The sequence below is a fragment of the Bacillus sp. NEAU-Y102 genome, assembly GCF_054788175.1.
In genome coordinates this window covers 65,234-80,617 of sequence record NZ_JBTWFK010000009.1, presented here as the reverse complement: position 1 = coordinate 80,617, position 15,384 = coordinate 65,234, and the positions used below count along the sequence as shown (strand labels likewise).

The following is a 15,384-nucleotide window of genomic DNA, read 5'->3' as shown; positions in this document are numbered from 1 at the left end:
GGGGGGGAATATTATGCAGCCTTCAGCTCCACCTCATCTAGAATCTACAGAAACTATCTTTTCAAGCTCTATTACAAAACTTGTTGTTTTTATTTGTTGGCTAGCCATTTTAGCTGATGGATATGATTTAGGTATTTACGGTGCCGTTCTACCAAAGCTCCTAGAAGACAAAAGCTGGGCGCTATCACCATCACACGCTGGCACAATTGCAAGCTATGCTTTATTTGGGATGTTTATTGGGGCTATTCTAGTTGGAACGATTACAGATCTAATTGGACGTAAATGGACGCTTATATGCTGTTTAGCACTTTTTTCTATCACAATGGGTTTAGCGGCTATCGCTCCTTCTCCTGAGTTATTTGGATTATCTCGATTTATAGGAGGAATCGGATTAGGCGGTGTTATCCCAACAGCTTCAGCACTTACTGTTGAATATTCACCCAAAAAAAGGCAATCTTTTATTTATGCTCTTATGTTTACTGGCTATCCTTTAGGTATCGTGTTAGGTGCTATTTTGTCCATGCTTATGTTAGAAGATTTCGGATGGAGAATTATGTTTGGTATCGGAATGATTCCACTACTCCTCATTCCTTTCATTATTCGCTATTTACCTGAGTCCATTCAATTTTTATTATCACGTAATCGCCAAGAAGAAGTGAACCAAATTCTTAATCGTTTTCAAATTGAATTTCATGTAAAAGATAAAACTCATCAAGACCCATCTACTATACGAAAGAAAAATGGATTTTTTACTTTATTCTCAAAAGAATACATAAAAGCAACGCTACTTTTTTGGATCACTTATATGATGGGAATGTTTTTAATATATGGTTTAAACACTTGGTTACCACAGATGATGCGCCAGGCAGGATATCCTCTTGGGTCTAGTCTGTCATTTCTACTTATGTTAAATATTACCGCAGCTATCGGCGCATTATTCGCTGGAGCAATTGCTGATCGTATAGGAGCAAAAATTGTTATTAGCATCTCTTATCTTATGGCAGCCATATGTATCGGACTATTAACAATCAAACCATCTGTTACAATCATTTATCTTTTAATTGGCCTTGCTGGTATTGGATCGGTCGGTATTACTCAAATATTAAATGCATATGTAACACAATACTTCCCATCACATATCCGAGCTACCTCCTTAGGCTGGGGATTGGGGCTTGGCCGAGTTGGTGCAATTGCTGGCCCTATTCTCGTCGGTATTATTATGACAATGCAATATGACTTATCATGGAATTTTTACTTATTCTCCTTTGCAGGTCTTATCGCAGCTATATCTGTTTTCTTCATTCCTACAAAATAAAAAGAGCACAAACTTACTTGTGCTCTTTTTCATATGCTTCAAACAGCATGTCTCGAAATAGTGTATTTAAAACCTCAATATCGATCCCTGATCCCTTTTCAATTCCTTTTACATATTGCCCATAGTAATGAATTTGTTCTTCTAAAAATTGATTTAGCACCTTAATTTTCAATCCAACATCTAATTCAGTACCTGCTTTTTTCTTTATTAACAACTTTTCAATTTCATCTAATACACTACGTTCTAATGGTAATTCTGTAATCAATCGATCAAACTCTACAGGAGGTAAAGTTGCTTTCTCTTCTAGCCACTTACAAGCTAAAATGGGACGTAATACGTAAAAGTACTTTTTCAGCTTTACATTCTCACCTTGCAAAAATTCACGATAATTTTTCGACGCCATATGTAAATAGTGATATATCGTTGCTTTTGGATCAAAATTCTTCTCACTCATCTGTTGAAGTAGTTCTGGAAAATTAGAGTTTTTCGAATAAAAAATTGGTGATCGAATCCACTCAAGTAAAGCTGGATTCGACTTCGCGAATAGTTGCAATGCCTTTTTAATATCCCAACCACTTATATCTAAATCATCGCTAATTGGATATTCAATTACATCTCGTTTATCATGAATTGATAAATACCATTCTACTGGATGTATATAAATAAACCTAACATCATAATCGCTATCTTTCGATGGAAACCCCCAAGCACGACTCCCTGATTCCACCGCAAATAAAATTTTCACATCATTCTCTTTTTCAATTCTTTCTAACTCCAACTCGATTTTCTCTCTCATTTCATAACAACTCCATTTTTTGATTATTTCCTTGGAAATTCGACAATACACTATTAATTTTACTACATACTAAAAAAACTGTCAGAAATTACTGACAGCCTAATGAAACGTCTATTGTTGCTTTTCAATTACAGTAGCAGCAATTCGTTCAAACTCTTTTTGAATCTCCTCTTTATATGCATCTACTATTGAAAAATCCATAGCAGCAATATAAATTCGTTCTAATTTATCACGAACCGATTTTGCTTTCGCTAAGAAAGACATCGCCTCATTCATTTTTGCTTTATACTGAATGGAGACATCACGAATTTCCTTCGCATATTTCTCATCCGTCCCTGGCGTAACAATAAGGGCATACATATCAATAATTTCATCACCCTCGCGACTTGGAAAATATTCATGTGGTGCGGTGCTATCAAAAATTGCAAATCCTAATTCTCTTACGATAACCATATCAAGACTATTCGGGTCAAATCCGCAATGATATACTTCAACTTCAAACCCTTTTTCTTCAGCTTCCTTAGCTAACTTTTTGAGCATCGTTGATTTTCCAGAGCCTGGGCGCCCTTTTATAAAATAACGATGTGGTAACCCTTCTGTTAAATTAGGAACAAAATCAACTGCTCCTTTCGGTGTAGCAGCTCCTAAAAAACGATGTTTTACAAGCGATTGTCTCCCGCTTTTATCTGCAAATAATTTCTGGATTAGCTGATCGGTTAGTTCATTTGCTTTATTAAAATCTATATTATCAATATATATCTTCTCCCACTCATCATGTATAACCAATGCCTCTTTAAAATGTGCGTAAGCAGACTGAAAAGCTTTGCTTGCTTCTGAAACAAATCTTTCAATTTCTAACTTCTGCTTTCTTAGTTTATTTGAGTCCCAAGCAATTCCTAAATTTATATATTCTTCAACAACGCCTGGCATTTTTGGCTCAATAACATGCGGCGATGTCCCATCAACAATTCCTACTTTTAATTTTGGGATAATTACACCATCAACCGATTTATTGTCAGAAGAACAATGTAAAAATTCAATATCATATCCTTTTTCAACCCATTCCCGACCTATTGCCTTTATTAAAGAAGATTTTCCCGTTCCTGGGCCACCCTTTAAGATAAATAATCTGTCTAATCCTTTTAAATTCTCTTCGTATAAATTGTGAAATCCCCTAGCTGTATTACCACCAGCATAATAATTCAATACATTTCCTGTCACTGCACTCACTCCTTCGCAGCATTCTATTTACATAAGCTACAATATGCGAGCAGCTTTATTTGGGTGAATACCTATTTTGTATTGCACGAAAAAAGGAAATGAATTACAATTTAACTATCGGAAAATTCCGATTTCAAAATTAAATACTTCTTTATCAAGAGAGGCAGAGGGACCGGCCCTTTGAAGCCCAGCAACCTCAGTTTATACAAACTGAATAGGTGCTAATTCCTGCAAAATGCATTGCATTTTGGAAGATAAAACTCAACTAGCATGTAAAGCTCATCTTTCTTGATACTGAAGGATGAGCTTTTTATTATTTGAAAAATATATATTGGAGGTATGTAAAATGAAAGTAATTGATCTATCGCAAACATTTGAAAATAATATGTCTCAATTTCCTGGAACACCTAAAATACAACTAGAAGCTGTTACAAGTGTTGAAGAATCAGGCTATCAAGTTACAGATTTTCATTCTGTCGTTCACGTTGGCACACATTGTGATGCCCCTGCGCATTTTATTTCAGGCGCAACGACCATCGATCAATTACCGCTGGATCAATTTGTAGGCGAAGCTGTTCTTATAGATGTAACACATATTCAAGAGCGAAAATTACCTAAGGCAGTATTGCATAATACTGACATAAAAGAAGGTGATATTGTTATTTTTCATTCTAATCTATCCACTAAATGGAATACAGAAGCTTATGAGAAAGAAGCATTTTACCTTTCTGAAGAATTAGCTAAAGAACTAGTGCGATTAAAGGTAAAATCTATCGGTTTAGATTTCATTTCTCCTGATGAAGTCACAACAGAAACATCACCGATTCATCACATATTACTAGGGAATAATATTTATTTAATCGAAAACTTAACAAATCTAGATGCTATCGAAACAAAACGTTTCTTTTTCTCAGCCGCACCTTTAAAAATTAAAAATAGTGACGGTGCTTTCGCAAGAGCATTTGCTGTTATATTTTAAACACAACCTATAAAGCGAACCTTTAATCAGTGGGGGGTTTGTTCATCCCACACCTAACTTCTTTGCTTCCGCTGAATTTTGAGGTGGGGGTCTTACTGCCCGGCAAATAGCGGGATTAAAAAAAGCAAAGGCCACTACTGGTCTTTGCTTCTATATTTTCTATTTAAATTAAGAAAGAATTGTTCCACACGGGGACGCACCCAAGCTAAACAATCTATCTCTTTCTTCTTTGTGCAAGCTATCTCTTCTCCATCTACCATTTCAACAAGTTCTAGTTCTAACAGTTGCCTCGTGAATGCTAACATATTCACTTCTTCAGATGGATACTCTTCTTTTAATTTCTCCTCAATTTCTCCCAATAAAAAACCGTCACGCATCATTGCCAATGCATCAATCCAAAGTGGCGGCATTTCATATTTTTCTCCTGTAATTGTATCTTTTACAATATAATTCTTTTGCTCTTTTCGAAATTGAATCGTGTGTAAACATACAGTCGAATTTAATGTTAATTCCATCATACCACCTCTTTCATAATATCTGCATAGAAAAAAGGATGCGCGTGCACCCCTTCTTATCTTTTCATAACACTACTGAACCGTTACATGAGCAATCAATCTCATGTCGATATTTTCCTCCATTATAAACGAAGTATTTTATAAAAAAAACCCTTCTTGAAACATTTTATAAAATGTTTATATTTACACAACAAGAACACTTTTCTGAAAAATCTTTTCTCCCAATACATTAAACGGTCGGCAGAAAAATTTCGACTTTCGTTCCTACTCCTAGACTACTTTGGATCGTGATACTCCCTTGATGTTCCTTAATAATTTTATATGTAATCATTAATCCAAGTCCTGTACCATTCTCCTTTGTTGTGTAAAACGCCTTGCCGATTTTTTCCAACTTTTCATTCTCTATACCAAATCCTTGGTCTTCAACAGAAATACACAAATGTCCTTGCGTTTTTTGATATGCACGGATATGAATTTCTCCACCCTCTGGCATTGATTCTATTCCATTTTTAATGATATTTAATAACACTTGTTTTAATTGCTTATCATCACCGTTTATAGCCGGTAAATTCCCATCTACTTGTAAATGACATTTAACTCTATATTGCGTTGCATAACTTTCCATTAGATGCACAACATATAGAAGGATGTCTCGTATATTACACCTTTCATAATTTGTTGGCTTTGGTTTTCCTAACAACATCAATTCACTAACAAATCCATTAACCCTTTCAATTTCTTGTAACATAATGTCGTAGCTCATCGTATCAGCTGGATTTCTTTCTTTTTGCATTTGCGTAAACCCTTTTAACGCTGTTAACGGATTTCGAATTTCATGGGCAATTGTTGTAGACATAGTTCCAATCACAGCTAAATTTTCCGTCTCTTTCATATTGTTCATCATTTCAACCACTGTTCTTACATAAGATTGAAATCGTTTTAATAAAGAATGTGAAATAATGAAATAGAATACACATAAAACAAGTGGAATTACCACTTTTAAATCTTGTAATAGCAATGTGAAAAATACGTACTTTCCAATTACACTAAAGGAAACTAAATAAAAGTATTTTCTATTCACGAAAACTGGGGCAAATAAAATTAATAACATTTCTACCATACTACCATGTTCAAAAGGTCTATCCGTTCGCAAATAAATCATTAAATTATTAACAAGATTGATAAACATGTACCCAAATAAAAATAAATATTTTACAGAATATACATACCCTCTTTTTTGAAGGTATATAGAAATAGGAAATATTGCTATTACAAATATAGGCACACCTATCCCAAGACTACCTTCTGGCCAACCTACCGCTGTTCCACTAATATTCATAGCAGGATACACAAAATAATATATAGCGTCATATAAAAAGAATATAATATAGAATAATAATATAAATACCTTTAAGGCTCTTCTTTCTTCATAAATCAAGCTCTTGTATTTGTTCATATAAAAACTCCCCTTGATCGATACAAAAAACTTTCATTGTTATCTCCTTAAAGTATAAGTATGAAATTGCTTTCAGGGCAATATTTAACCTTATAATACTAAAAGGAAGGAGATCTCTCCTTCCTTTTGGTAACAAATTACACCCATTTTACCCTGTCATGTAACAATCCATCAGTAAAATTATTATGCCCCATTACAAAATCCTTCATATATAAATTTAAATACTCACCGTACTTACTTTCTGTATTTAATAACAACTCCTCGACGTAATAAGCACCTTGTTCAAATCGATCTAAAAGTAAACTGGACAAGCCCGCATAAATCCCGCACCCTACCTGAAAATACGTTGCATTCGTTTTATATTTACGAAAAACTTGGCTACTATTCATCACATTATACATATATGTCTCACTATTTTCATAAACGAGTAACACACCGACCAAGTCCTCTCCAGCAACCTCTTCTTCCGCTGGATTAAACACTTTACGATTCCAGTTCCATAAATCTTCTACTTGGTCTAAATTCTGTCTAATTATATTTGTTGTATACTCATTAATTCGGTAAAGAAAACCAACTTCCATATTAAAGTTTTTCCCTAAAATTAATACTTCCTCATGTGGCATTAAACAACCATAGAATTCTTTTTCTCCCAACTTCACTTTATACTCTGAAGCATATACATCTTCATAAAAGTAAAGAGGACGATGTTGACTCATATACATCGGATAACTCCAGATTGCTTCATCTAAAAATCGCTCTACTGCCCATGAAGCATAAAGTGTATGTGGCTTTATAAGCGCTGTATCATTCAAAAACGACGTGTCATGTTCTACAATATAACATGCTCTTGGCCTTTCATTTGGTCGTTCCTTCATAAGTTCAACAACCATCCATTGAACAACACCTGGATTCATACCTGAACCTATAATCGCTTTTGTATTTGTAAATTTCTCTTTCTCCTTCTCAAACCTTGTATATCTTTCCGTAAGCTGAAAGCCGATTAAGCTATCGTCCTGATCTACGGCCTCATTTTCCAAGGCTGAATTAATATAACAAATTCCTAGTTCATTACAGCAGCTTAATACTCTAATTGTATCTGCTCCTGAAACATCAATCACAACACTCGTTCTTTTTTCTTTTAAATGTTGTTTAAATTCCACTACATTTTGAAGGTTTATTTCATATAAATATAAGCGACCTTTCAAATTCGAAAACAACTCATCATAATAAGTCCTATCTTTTTGTTTTATATCCACCAAATGAAATTTGGCATTCTTTAATACTTCATAAATTGGATCTTTTTCATTTGCTATCGCTTGATTTAAAATTGCTAAAACTGCTTTTGCTGCTCCACCAGCACTACCAAGCAATGTAATTGATAACGAATTCGGAAACTGCTCCACAAACAAAACCCCTTTAATAAATTAGTTGAGCAGCTCCTCCTCAAAAAATAAATTGAATACATAAAAAGATAGCTCGTACATATTTCTTTATAAAGTAGTGCAAAATTATTTTTAAAAAGATCACACTATAATATATTTATATTCAATTCATTTTTCCCCTCATATCCAAATTAAACTAAATAAATAGGCTCGACCTTTTCTTCTGCATATAAAAGAAAAAGCCAGCCCTTCCAACTAATCTACGGACAATGGACGGATTTTACATGTTGAATATTCACATACATTTTTGCATCACGTGCTTTTGATATTTCAATATGACCTTCATCAATTTTCGCCATTTTTCCAATTTTATTGGACTCCTCACCTAAATCGAACACCATAATTTTCCCTGTCATTTTAATAAGCTGTTCTTCAAACGTTCTAGCTAACGTAATATTTAACGGATTTACGGGGAGTTCATTTTTATTGAGGGCATACGGTACTTGGTTTTCTTTATACGGAATTAACCATTTTAAATGCTTTAAAGATATATATACCGTTTTATAAACCGGACTATAAAAAACAATATAATCGTTCATCACACTTGTAACATAACCATGTATTGGAGCATTTCCTGCTACATAAACTTCTGTAAAAATACCTTTAGAAGTACTTAATACTTTTCTCAAAGAAATTGAAGGGGATTCCCTCTTAATTACAGAATCAACATCTGGTTTTGATATTTCTTCGTCATATGGTCTTAAAAATTTATAGTATTGTACATGATATAAAGATATATATACGTAATCTTGTCCATTGTAAAGAACAACGATATCATTTCCTACATCAATTAATACACCTTTAAATCTTTTTTCACCGATTAATTTAACATATATATTTTCTCCAATACTTTTATTCAACTCATTCATCTATATCCTCCTTCCTATGAATATCAGCTTTCCTATCTTCTGTTTCAAAAAAAATAATCAGGGCAATGTTTTGTCTTAATAGTAAGTAATTCCTTTTCATACTATCGAAATAAGAAATTGTTCTTCTCTTTCCCTCATAATGCCCCTCTTATTTATTAAACATTATTCATCTTCATTCTTTTTACATTTCACTACTTGACTCACACTCTTAATATGATAATTAATGATATAAATGACTTCATCGCAGTTTACTAGTGTAATACATTCTTCATGCACTTCACTTAATAATCCTTCCACACATTCTGGACCGCCACGATTAATCTTTACCCACTTATACTTCAAGTCACGTAATACATCGACAAAAGTATCATCATCAGAGCAGAAACATGAAACATAGGAATCGCCACATTTACTTTCTTTCACTTTCTTAGCTAGACTCTTCACATGTTTCAATTGGTAATATACTAATTCACCAAGAGGAAGTTGTAATGTAAGGTAATCTCTCCCTAACGATACAAGTACCCCCACTCGACTCTCTGGTCCACGAAGATTTACTTTTACAGTCTCACCGACTAAGCATTTAATTTGCTCACAGCATAATATACTTTCCAAATTTGTATCCTCCTTTCTTATTATCTTCCTCTACTTGACTGTCTTTGTGCGCGAGCTCGACCTGAATTATCGCTACTACTTTCCTTACTATTACTATCTTCGCTCTCATCGCTCTCTCCGCATGCTAATGCATTATAGTTAACACTTTTAATATGCTTTATTGCAATTAATATAACTTCTTCTTTTACAATTAATGTAACGAAGTCACAAGAAACATCTTGTAAAATGCCTTCCACTTTCTCTGGACCACCGCGATTAATTTTCACCCAGCAATATTTGAAGCTTAGAAGTAGTGCTTCAAAGTCGTCTGCACATTCGCAATCTTCCCAATCACAATCACTTGATCCACAGTCTTTTGCATTTTTCGTAATACTTTTCAGATGGCTAAGTTGATAGTAATAAAGCTCACCTTTTTCATTCTTCAATACGAAGTAGTCCGGACATACTGATATTATTGTTCCTTTTTGAGATTCTGGACCACCCCTGTTTACTCTCACAAAAGATCCAATTAAGTCTTTCAGAAAATCACAATGAAATAAACTCACGAGAAAACCCCTTCCATTAATTTATAAGCTTTTGCACTGATAGTATATGTATCTGTACAGGTTACGTTCTCTATGTTTGTCCTAGCTAGAAAAAAATATGCTTTTAACATGGTAGACTACTACCTATCAAAAATATAAGAAATTCTGCGTGCCCATTAGGATTTTGATACATTTAAACAAAAAATCCCGTATGAAGATACATTTCTGCATATCTTCATACGGGATTTCCCAAAGTTTAGTCTTCGTCTTTAACATCCATATCTTCTGGAATTGGTTCATTTAATATTTCTTCCACTAACTGCTTATATTTCTCCATTTGTTCTAAATGTGTATTGAATTGTTCTTTATTTACTAAATATTGCTCTCCATCGAATAGCGTACGAATTTTCTTTTGCTGAATTAACTCTTCAATATACGATTTCGGTAAATTCAAATACTCCGCAGTCTCTTCTACTGTTATATACAATGCGTTCATTCCTTTATTATTTTTTCATCTATACTGTATCTTACTTTACTTTATTTTTGTAAACAAATAAAAAAGATTTTGTAAATGCAGTTCAAAAAGCAGGTAGATGCATTCCATATATTGTATAGTATTATATAGTAAGAATTTTTTAAATATAGAATGGTATTACCCATTTACACAAAGGAGAGTTAACATATGGCTACTCGTCACATCATTACAATGTTAGAAAAAACACTACAAGTTGAAACAGAAAACACAATTTCTCATTTGAATGTATCTTTATCTGATCGTTTTCTTTCTCAAAGCACAGCAATACATGAAAACAATTGTTATCATACAATTGGTGAATGGTACAAAAATCATTTCTTATTCCAACAAGATGATTTCCTTTGGGCTAAATATGCTTTCTATGACGCATATTGTGAAGCCATCAAAAAACAAGGCCATCTTACAAAACGCGTCCGTCAAATATTAGAATCATTGGCTCGAAAACATGGAAAACAATATATTGCTTCTATACTAAATATGCCATTTCCTAATGAACGCGCTAAAGGGACAGCGTAATTTAGCCATGTTCTGCGTAAGCAAAACATAGCTAAATTGTTTTCTAGGATGCTTTACCAATAAAATGTTCATATCATATGAACTGATGAAACCGGTGTCATTATAATGATTGAAAATATAGTAAACAGGAAAACCCCCACGTACATCTCTCATCCATTTGAATAGAGAAGTATGTGGGGGTATACTTGTTCCTTATTATTTCATCATCTGTTTAATCAGTTCTCGATTTCTCTTCTTAAATACTTCATTATGAGAAGAAACCATTCCGTACTCACTTGCATCTGGTTGGATAAATTGCTTTGCTTTATTCACAGCATTTCCAGCATCTTGGAATGCACCTGCAATTAAGTGTAGTTTCCCTTCGTGCTTTAAAATATCTCCAGCAGCATATAATCCATCTACTGAAGACTCACTATTTGCATTACCTGCAATATAATAATTATCTATAATCGCAACGTCTAACTCACTATTTTCTAATAATGTAATGTCACGTTCATATCCATGATTAATAATAACTTCATCAATAGGTAAATGAGAAACCTCACCTGTTTCATGATTTGTCAATTCTACATATTCGATCGCTTCATGATTATCACCAGCAATGAGTTTTGTAATCGATGTATTAAAGAAACACTCCGCCGAGCTGTTCAGCAGTTGTTTTACTTGTGCTTCATGACCAGATAATTCTTCTTTTCTATATGTTACATACACTTTTTTCGCAATTGGTTCTAATTCATTTGCCCAATCAACCGCAGAATTTCCTCCGCCGGAAATAATGACCGTCTTACCTTTGAAACGCTTTAAAGATTTCACTGTATAATTTAAATTAGATACTTCAAATCGCTCAGCACCTTCAATTGATAACTTTTGAGGTTTCAATATACCACTTCCAGTTGCGACGATAACTGTTTTTGAAAAATGTTCTTCGCCATTGCTTGCTTTTAACGTAAAAGTGCCATCTTCGTTACGAATAATCGATTCTACTTTTGTATTTAATACCACTTCTGGCTTAAATGTTAGCCCTTGCTGTACAAGTTGTTCAATTAATTTATCACCTGTAACTGGCAGCAGCCCTCCTACATCCCAAATCATCTTCTCTGGATAAACATGTATTTTTCCACCTAACTGTGGTTGAAATTCTATTATTTTCGTTTTCATCTCTCTGAGTCCACTATAAAAAGCTGAATAAAGCCCTGCAGGTCCTCCGCCTATCACAGTTACATCAAACAATTCTTCTTGATTCATTCGTGTCACTCCTCAGCTACTAGTCATTGATTATCATTCTCAATAAAATATAACCTGTTTCCGCAAAATTTACAATCAAAATTACTATTGACAATACACCTATATAAAATTATATTATTTAAAGAATCAATAGTGATAATCATTATCAATTTGTTAATAATTAGCAAATTGAGATTACATCTTCTTTCATTAATATGGTTAATACTATATTATAAAATCTCATATTCAAGATTTTCAATAAATTATTTTGCATTACCACTACTCTTTCAAAAAGATTACAGTTAAACAAATTATTGTATACACATATCATCTATGTTAAAGGAGAAAGACGATGAAAAAGTTATTTATTTCACTAACAGTTCTTTTCGTTCTTGTTATGAGTGCTTGTAGCAATGGCTCTACAGACAAAAAGAACGATGCAAAAGGTAGTAAATCAGAAACAATTACATACCAATCTGAAAATGGTAAAGTAGAAGTTCCTGTAAATCCAAAACGCGTTGTTGTATTATCATCATTCGCTGGTAACGTAATGTCATTAGATGTAAATCTTGTTGGGGTAGATTCATGGTCTAAACAAAACCCACGTTTTGATAGCAAACTTAAAGATGTTGCTGAAGTATCAGATGAAAATGTTGAAAAAATCGCTGAACTAAATCCAGATTTAATCATTGGTTTATCAAATATTAAAAATGTCGATAAGTTAAAGAAAATCGCTCCTACTGTAACATACACTTACGGAAAAGTTGATTACTTAACACAGCATTTAGAAATTGGTAAGTTATTAAACAAAGAAAAAGAAGCAAAAACTTGGGTTGATGACTTCAAGAAACGTGCACAAGAAGCTGGTAAAGAAATTAAAGCAAAAATCGGTGAAGATGCAACAGTTTCTGTTGTAGAAAACTTCAACAAACAGCTTTATGTATACGGCGAGAACTGGGGCCGCGGAACAGAAATCCTGTACCAAGAAATGAAATTAAAAATGCCTGAAAAAGTAAAAGAAAAAGCATTAAAAGAAGGTTACTACGCATTATCTACTGAGGTATTACCGGAATTTGCTGGTGATTACTTAATCGTAAGTAAAAATAAAGAGACTGATAACTCATTCCAAGAGACAGAATCATATAAAAACATCCCAGCAGTAAAAAATAATCGCGTATATGAAGCAAACATGATGGAATTCTATTTCAATGATCCACTTACATTAGATTTCCAACTAGACTTCTTCAAGAAGAACTTTCTTGGTAAATAATACAAACATGAGGAATTCTTAATTTAAGAATTCCTCTTCCTTTATTCTATGAACAGAAAAGATGTGAAACGAATGACAAAAGATCATGAAAATCCACGTTCTATAGCTTTTACATACAAACTAATTTTAAGCTTAATTGCATTCTTTCTTATTTTTATGGTTGCAATGGTATTAGGTGCTGCAGATACTTCGATAAAAGATGTATGGTTAGCACTCACTTCCTCCGCTAAAGGAGACAAAATATCTATTATTCGAGAAATACGTTTACCACGTGAAGTTGCTGCTATTTTTGTAGGAGCTGGATTAGCCGTTTCTGGAGCAATTATGCAAGGATTAACACGAAATCCACTTGCAGATCCTGGTTTATTAGGGCTATCTGGTGGAGCAAATGCTGCGCTTGCACTGACACTTGCTTTCAATCCTTCCATCAGCTATCTTTACTTAACATTAGCTTGCTTTATCGGTGCGGCAATTGGCGCAATCATGGTATTTGGAATTGGTATGGTGAAAAAAGGCGGCCTTTCTCCTCTTCGAATTGTATTAGCGGGCGCTGCAGTTTCCGCATTTCTACTCGCAATTTCAGAAGGAATCGGCATTTATTTTAAAATTTCACAAGATGTATCACTTTGGACTGCTGGGGGTGTAATTGGAACAACTTGGAGCCAATTAAAAATTATTATTCCAGTCATTTCAATTAGTATCTTTATCGCTATCTTACTAGCAAAAAAATTAACAGTTCTTAGTTTCAGTGAGGAAGTGGCTATTGGACTTGGTCAAAAAATTATTGTTATTAAAACTATTTTATTTATCATTATTATCTTACTTGCAGGTGCATCTGTAGCGCTTGTTGGAAATATGGCATTTATCGGTTTAATGGTACCTCACATGGTACGCCCAATTGTCGGTCCAGATTACCGATTTGTTATACCGATGTCAGCAATTGCTGGAGCTTCCTTTATGCTACTTGCAGATACAATCGGACGTACTATTAACGCTCCGTACGAAACACCAGTTGCGGCAATTGTCGCGATTGTAGGGTTACCATTCTTCCTATTCATTGTACGTAAAGGAGGAAAAACATTCTCATGATGCAATCTATTCTAAGAAAACAACGTCTTATTATACTTGCTTTACTAATACTGACCATCACCACCATTGTAGTTGGAATGGGACTTGGTTCAGCATCTTTATCTTATGATCGACTACTCCCAACATTAATGGGACAAGGGACTTTTAAAGAGGAGTTTGTTTTATACTCTTTAAGACTACCTAGAATTGTGATTACATTATTAGCTGGTATGGCTCTCGCTTTATCAGGGGCTATATTCCAAGGAATTACTCGAAATGATTTAGCTGAACCTGGTATTCTCGGGATCAACTCTGGGGCCGGTGTTGCTGTTGCTATTTTCTTTTTATACTTTCCAATAGATGTAGGTTCATTTCTTTACTTACTACCAGTCGTTGGATTTATCGGGGCTTTTCTGACAGCTGTTCTAATTTACGTATTTTCATATAGTAAATCAACTGGGCTTCAGCCAATCCGACTAACATTAACCGGTATTGGTTTTGCATTTGCACTATCTGGAACGATGATTGTCCTTATTTCATCCGCGGATCGTATGAAAGTAGACTTTATTTCAAAATGGATTGCCGGAAATATTTGGGGAGATGACTGGATCTTCGTTTTAGCAATGCTCCCATGGCTAATCGTATTAATTCCGTTCGTTTTCTATAAAGCAAATCGATTAAACATTCTAGCATTAAACGAGCCAGTCGCAATCGGTGTTGGAATTGAAATTGAAAAAGAACGCAGATACTTATTAGTTGCAGCCGTTGCGCTTGCAGCTGCAGCTGTTTCCGTAACAGGAGGAATTAGCTTTATCGGACTAATGGCTCCTCATATCGCGAAATCTTTAGTAGGTCCAAGACATCAAATTTTCATGCCTATTGCCGTTTTAATTGGCGGATGGCTATTGCTATTAGCAGATACAATTGGCCGAAACATCGTTGAACCTAACGGCATCCCAGCAGGTATTGTCGTTGCTTTAATTGGGGCTCCTTACTTTATGTATTTGTTACTTAAAAAAGCGTAAAAAACACCCTCAAGATC

Annotated in this window: 16 protein-coding genes and 1 riboswitch; of the genes, 6 read left to right on the top strand and 10 right to left on the bottom strand. The window is 34.2% G+C overall.

Annotation, left to right across the window (positions count from 1 at the left end; all coding sequences use genetic code 11):
• Positions 1 to 13 precede the first annotated feature (13 nt).
• Positions 14 to 1,315: an MFS transporter gene (locus ACYFX0_RS22110; protein WP_106082268.1), complete on the top strand. Its 1,302-nt coding sequence runs from the start codon at positions 14 to 16 to the stop codon at positions 1,313 to 1,315.
• A gap of 13 nt (positions 1,316 to 1,328) precedes the next feature.
• On the opposite strand, the gene ACYFX0_RS22105 is transcribed toward ACYFX0_RS22110, so the two are convergent.
• Complete coding sequence (locus tag ACYFX0_RS22105; RefSeq protein ID WP_001208228.1) at positions 1,329 to 2,111, bottom strand: nucleotidyltransferase domain-containing protein; 783 nt, start codon at positions 2,109 to 2,111, stop codon at positions 1,329 to 1,331.
• Positions 2,112 to 2,222: 111 nt separating this feature from the next.
• A complete protein-coding gene (locus ACYFX0_RS22100) occupies positions 2,223 to 3,332 on the bottom strand; it encodes a PRK06851 family protein (RefSeq protein WP_106082269.1) in 1,110 nt (369 codons plus the stop codon).
• 148 nt (positions 3,333 to 3,480) lie between these two features.
• A riboswitch (SAM riboswitch) is annotated at positions 3,481 to 3,593 on the top strand.
• Between the two features lie 85 nt (positions 3,594 to 3,678).
• Between ACYFX0_RS22100 and ACYFX0_RS22095 the strand changes: the two genes are divergently transcribed.
• Complete coding sequence (locus ACYFX0_RS22095) at positions 3,679 to 4,311, top strand: cyclase family protein (RefSeq protein ID WP_000862979.1); 633 nt, start codon at positions 3,679 to 3,681, stop codon at positions 4,309 to 4,311.
• A 134-nt stretch (positions 4,312 to 4,445) separates the two neighbouring features.
• Here ACYFX0_RS22095 and ACYFX0_RS22090 read toward each other — a convergent pair whose 3' ends face one another.
• From ACYFX0_RS22090 to ACYFX0_RS22060, 7 genes are all read right to left on the bottom strand, one after another.
• Positions 4,446 to 4,826 (bottom strand): hypothetical protein, encoded by a 381-nt coding sequence (locus ACYFX0_RS22090; RefSeq protein ID WP_000424116.1) that lies wholly within the window; start codon positions 4,824 to 4,826, stop codon positions 4,446 to 4,448.
• 229 nt (positions 4,827 to 5,055) lie between these two features.
• Positions 5,056 to 6,282 (bottom strand): ATP-binding protein, encoded by a 1,227-nt coding sequence (locus ACYFX0_RS22085; RefSeq protein ID WP_001046099.1) that lies wholly within the window; start codon positions 6,280 to 6,282, stop codon positions 5,056 to 5,058.
• 137 nt (positions 6,283 to 6,419) lie between these two features.
• Complete coding sequence (locus tag ACYFX0_RS22080) at positions 6,420 to 7,685, bottom strand: hypothetical protein (RefSeq protein ID WP_000434726.1); 1,266 nt, start codon at positions 7,683 to 7,685, stop codon at positions 6,420 to 6,422.
• A gap of 239 nt (positions 7,686 to 7,924) precedes the next feature.
• The gene (locus tag ACYFX0_RS22075; protein ID WP_001004281.1) at positions 7,925 to 8,593 is read right to left on the bottom strand and encodes an LSm family protein; all 669 of its coding nucleotides are present in this window, start codon (positions 8,591 to 8,593) and stop codon (positions 7,925 to 7,927) included.
• Positions 8,594 to 8,755: 162 nt separating this feature from the next.
• The gene (locus ACYFX0_RS22070; protein ID WP_000443833.1) at positions 8,756 to 9,205 is read right to left on the bottom strand and encodes a hypothetical protein; all 450 of its coding nucleotides are present in this window, start codon (positions 9,203 to 9,205) and stop codon (positions 8,756 to 8,758) included.
• Between the two features lie 20 nt (positions 9,206 to 9,225).
• Positions 9,226 to 9,750: a hypothetical protein gene (locus ACYFX0_RS22065; protein WP_000051518.1), complete on the bottom strand. Its 525-nt coding sequence runs from the start codon at positions 9,748 to 9,750 to the stop codon at positions 9,226 to 9,228.
• Between the two features lie 235 nt (positions 9,751 to 9,985).
• Entirely contained in the window at positions 9,986 to 10,225 is a 240-nt protein-coding gene (locus ACYFX0_RS22060; protein WP_460271956.1) for a helix-turn-helix domain-containing protein, read from the bottom strand.
• Positions 10,226 to 10,411: 186 nt separating this feature from the next.
• Between ACYFX0_RS22060 and ACYFX0_RS22055 the strand changes: the two genes are divergently transcribed.
• Entirely contained in the window at positions 10,412 to 10,780 is a 369-nt protein-coding gene (locus tag ACYFX0_RS22055) for a hypothetical protein (RefSeq protein WP_000235474.1), read from the top strand.
• A gap of 195 nt (positions 10,781 to 10,975) precedes the next feature.
• On the opposite strand, the gene ACYFX0_RS22050 is transcribed toward ACYFX0_RS22055, so the two are convergent.
• Entirely contained in the window at positions 10,976 to 12,025 is a 1,050-nt protein-coding gene (locus tag ACYFX0_RS22050; RefSeq protein WP_001070938.1) for an NAD(P)/FAD-dependent oxidoreductase, read from the bottom strand.
• 331 nt (positions 12,026 to 12,356) lie between these two features.
• Between ACYFX0_RS22050 and ACYFX0_RS22045 the strand changes: the two genes are divergently transcribed.
• The 3 genes from ACYFX0_RS22045 to ACYFX0_RS22035 are packed head-to-tail and all read left to right on the top strand — an operon-like array spanning position 12,357 to position 15,367.
• A complete protein-coding gene (locus ACYFX0_RS22045; protein WP_106082270.1) occupies positions 12,357 to 13,274 on the top strand; it encodes an iron-hydroxamate ABC transporter substrate-binding protein in 918 nt (305 codons plus the stop codon).
• A gap of 48 nt (positions 13,275 to 13,322) precedes the next feature.
• Positions 13,323 to 14,363, top strand: a complete 1,041-nt coding sequence (locus ACYFX0_RS22040) for a FecCD family ABC transporter permease (protein WP_002153558.1) — start codon at positions 13,323 to 13,325, stop codon at positions 14,361 to 14,363.
• Positions 14,360 to 15,367: a FecCD family ABC transporter permease gene (locus tag ACYFX0_RS22035; protein ID WP_106082271.1), complete on the top strand. Its 1,008-nt coding sequence runs from the start codon at positions 14,360 to 14,362 to the stop codon at positions 15,365 to 15,367. The genes ACYFX0_RS22040 and ACYFX0_RS22035 overlap by 4 nt, the downstream gene beginning before the upstream one ends.
• The last annotated feature ends 17 nt before the right edge of the window (positions 15,368 to 15,384 follow it).